Source organism: Bordetella tumulicola (genome assembly GCF_965138755.1).
Taxonomy (GTDB): Bacteria; Pseudomonadota; Gammaproteobacteria; order Burkholderiales; family Burkholderiaceae_B; genus Bordetella_A; species Bordetella_A tumulicola.
In genome coordinates, this window is sequence record NZ_CBCSFP010000025.1 from 1 (window position 1) to 3,598 (window position 3,598).

Annotated in this window: 1 protein-coding gene; it reads right to left on the reverse strand. The window is 61.7% G+C overall.

What is annotated here, in order from left to right; translation table 11 throughout:
* The coding region (locus ACNAZS_RS26690; protein WP_415793632.1) for an amino acid adenylation domain-containing protein at window positions 1-3,598 on the reverse strand (3,598 nt) is incomplete at both ends.

Here is a 3,598-nt window from a genome sequence, read left to right on the forward strand (position 1 = left end):
GCGATGCAAGTCTGCGTCCAGCGATAACGCCAGCGTTTCTCCCCGGTGGCTCGCCACGGCGGGCCGCGCCCGGTCATAGGGTAAGTCCAGTTGGTCGGGTAACCCCGATAGCCGGTCCTTCCAATAGCCCACTTGGCTGGCGATCACGCTCTGCGGATCGTCCTCGTCGCCCAGGACCTGGTGCTGCCACAAGGTATAGTCCGCGTACTGCACCGGCAGCGCGCGCCACTGCGGCGCCTGGCCTCGCCGCCGCGCGTCGTACGCGCTGACCAAGTCTCGCGACAATGGCGTGATCGACCAACCGTCATTGGCGATATGGTGCAACAGCAATAACAGCACGTGCTTCTGTTCGGCCACCCGGAACAGCCATACTTTCAGCGGGATATCTTTTTCCAGGTCAAAGCAGTGCGCCGCAGCTTCCGACAATGGCTCGGGTAACGCTGTCTCGTTGGTTTCCACTTTCTTGAAAACCAGCTGCACCTCGTGCATCGGAATGATGCGCTGCACTGCGGTCCCATCGACTTCGGGAAACACCGTGCGCAGGCTTTCGTGGCGTTGCAGTACATCCAGGATCGCGTGATGCAGGGCCTCGCGATCCAGCTTTCCTTCCAGATGCAAGGTCAACGGCGTGTTGTAGGTTGCGCTCGGGCCGTCGATCTGGTCCAGCAGCCACAAGCGCTTTTGTGCGTACGACAGCGGCAGTTCCGCCGGCCGTTGCTGTGGTCGCAGCGCCGGGCGCACGGTGCGCGCTTCGTCCAGTTGCTGCGCCAGGCTCGCCACCGTGGATGACTCGAACAGTGTGCGGATCGCCACCTCGACACCCAATATCGAGCGCACGCGGCTGATCAGCCGTGTGGCTAGCAGCGAATGGCCGCCCAGGTCGAAGAAGTCATCGTCGATCCCGACTCGGTCCAGGCCCAGCACCTCGGCAAACAGCCTGGCCAGGATCTCTTCTTGTGGCGTGCGTGGCTCTCGGCCCAGGCCGGCCACGAACGCCGGCGCCGGTAGCGCCTGGCGGTTCAGCTTCCCGTTCGGCGTCAGTGGCAATGCCTCCAGTAGCATCACCGCCGCCGGCACCATGTACTCCGGCAAGCGGGAACCTACGTAGCTCCTCAATTCCGACGCCAGCTTGCTCAGGTCTCGGAACTGGGCAGGACGATTCGTATAGGTAGAGGGCTCTGATACCACGCCTTCCGGACGATACAGATCGGTCAAGACCTGCGTACCGATGGATTCCTCATCCACCAACAGCACATCAAAGCTGCCCTCCGATGATCCAGGGCTCCAGGTCGTTGCTACCCAATAACCCAAGCGGGCAAGCGCTTGAAACTCAGTCGGATCCACCTCTCGGGTGCGTGCGCCTGCGTCTCGAAGCTCACCGTCGGCTGACTGACCTTCTCGCAACGCTTTCGCCGCGTTCACTTCCGCAGCTACCCGGGCGTTGGGCACTTCCCGGATGCGCAAACAGGAAGGGCGTTGTGTGGTGAGTCTTCTGGAAAGATCCTCCAGAGAATTTATATCTTGGCCCCACGATAGCGTTGGCGCTGTAGCCAAGGAGTAGCGTTGAGCAGGTTCCCTGTGCAGAACCACGTCGTAGCGATAACGGCTTAGTTCATTATGGGCAATATCCCGCTTCAGTTGGACATCGATTCCAATAGGAAAGGGCGCCTTTGCCTGCAAAGCGGGAAAGAATTCTGGGTCAATCACCAGCTCTTTTTCCGTCAACAGTCTGCGCCCTATCGCCCTCTGCAGGTCGGCCACGTCGCGCGAGCCGTTCGTTCGACATAACTCCACTGCCGTGGAGAAGACCCGCAGCAAGCCGCGGTGGCGAACGTCTCCGACGAACACCTGGCCGCCAGGTTTTACCAAGCGCAACGCGCCTTGCAAAACCTCAGTCAGGTAGTCGGCCGTCGGGAAGTACTGCACCACCGAGTTGAGAACGATCGTGTCGAAAAAATTCTCCGGAAGATCATCGAGAACGTGCGCCGCGCGCACATCCAGATGCACCTTCTTGGCAAGCTGCTCAGACCGTTCGACGCGGGCGCGTAGCTTCTCGATCGCAATCGCGGAAAAGTCCGCGCCCCAATACTCGGAACATTGTGGGGCTACGCAAGACAACAACAGGCCATTCCCGACGCCGATCTCCAACACCCGTCGTGGATTCAGAGATAGGATCCTCTTGACCGTCTTGTCTCTCCAGTCCCGCATTTCGTCCAATGGGATCGGCTCGCCGTCGTAGCTGCTGTTCCAGCCGCCGAAATCCTCCTCGAAAATCTCATTTTCCCGTTGATCGTAGGACCCTTCGTAGATCTGCCGCCATTCTTCTACTTGCTGCTCGACCTGGGCGTTGTCCGTGTCGGGTAGCGCTTCATCGCTTGCCACTACATAGCCGACCAGCTGTCTCTCGCCCGGTCGATCTTCGCGCATCATCACCGCGGCTTGGTTCACCGAAGGGTGGCTCAGCAGTACGCTTTCGATCTCGCCCGGCTCGATGCGATACCCGCGGACCTTTACCTGCTCGTCCGCGCGGCCTACAAAATCCAACACGCCGTCCGGGCGCCACTTGACCACGTCGCCTGTGCGATACATCCGGCTGCCCGGCGGGCCAAACGGGTTCGCCACAAACCGTTCCGAGGTCAGACCTCTTCGACCCAGATAGCCTCGCGCCAGACCTGCGCCGCAGATGTATAGCTCGCCAGCCACGCCCGGCGGCACCAGCTGCAATCCTTCGTCCAACACGTAGACCTGCGTATTCGAGATCGGGCGACCGATCGGTGGCCGCTCGCCCCCCGATAAGGGATCACTAATCGTCGCACATACCGTGCCCTCGGTCGGCCCGTACGCATTGAGCATCCGGCGGCCTGCGGACCATCGGTTCACCAATTCCCCCGAACACGCCTCGCCGACAACGAGCAAGGTGGGCAGCGCGTCAGTACCCACCTCTTCGTGCTCTGTGCTGGCTAGGACCGAGGGAGGAATCAGGGCATGGCTGATATGGTGGGATCTTATTTTCTGAACAAGCGCCGTGCCCAACAAAGCGCCCGGTTTAGGCAGGATCAAAGAGGCCCCCACGCCGAGTGCCATAAGCAGCTCCCACAGCGTTGCATCGAAGCTAAGCGACGCGAACTGCAGGACGCGGCTGTCCGCGCTTAGGCCGAGTCGTTCGATCTGGCCGTTGGCCAAGTTGGAGAGCCCGGCATGCGAGACGACGACGCCCTTAGGGATTCCGGTCGAGCCGGAGGTGTAGATGACGTAGGCGGCATGCAGCAGATGAAGCGGTGCGATGCGCTGTGCATCGGTGAGGTCTGCGGCGGATTGGACCGCGCACTGCGCGATCACGGCCGGGTCGTCCAGCCGCAGCAGTTCGGTGTCTGGTGGCAGGCTGCCGGCCAGCGTCGCGGTCGTGATCGTGCACACCGGACGGGCGTCTGCCAGCATGAACCGCAGGCGATCCCGTGGATAGGTCGGATCCAGCGGCAAGTACGCCGCCCCGGACTTGACGATGCCCAGCAGCGCCACCACCATATCGAGCGACCGTTCCAGGCACAGGCCCACCACGCTCTCGGGGCCTATGCCGCGGCTGATCAGGCCGTGCGCC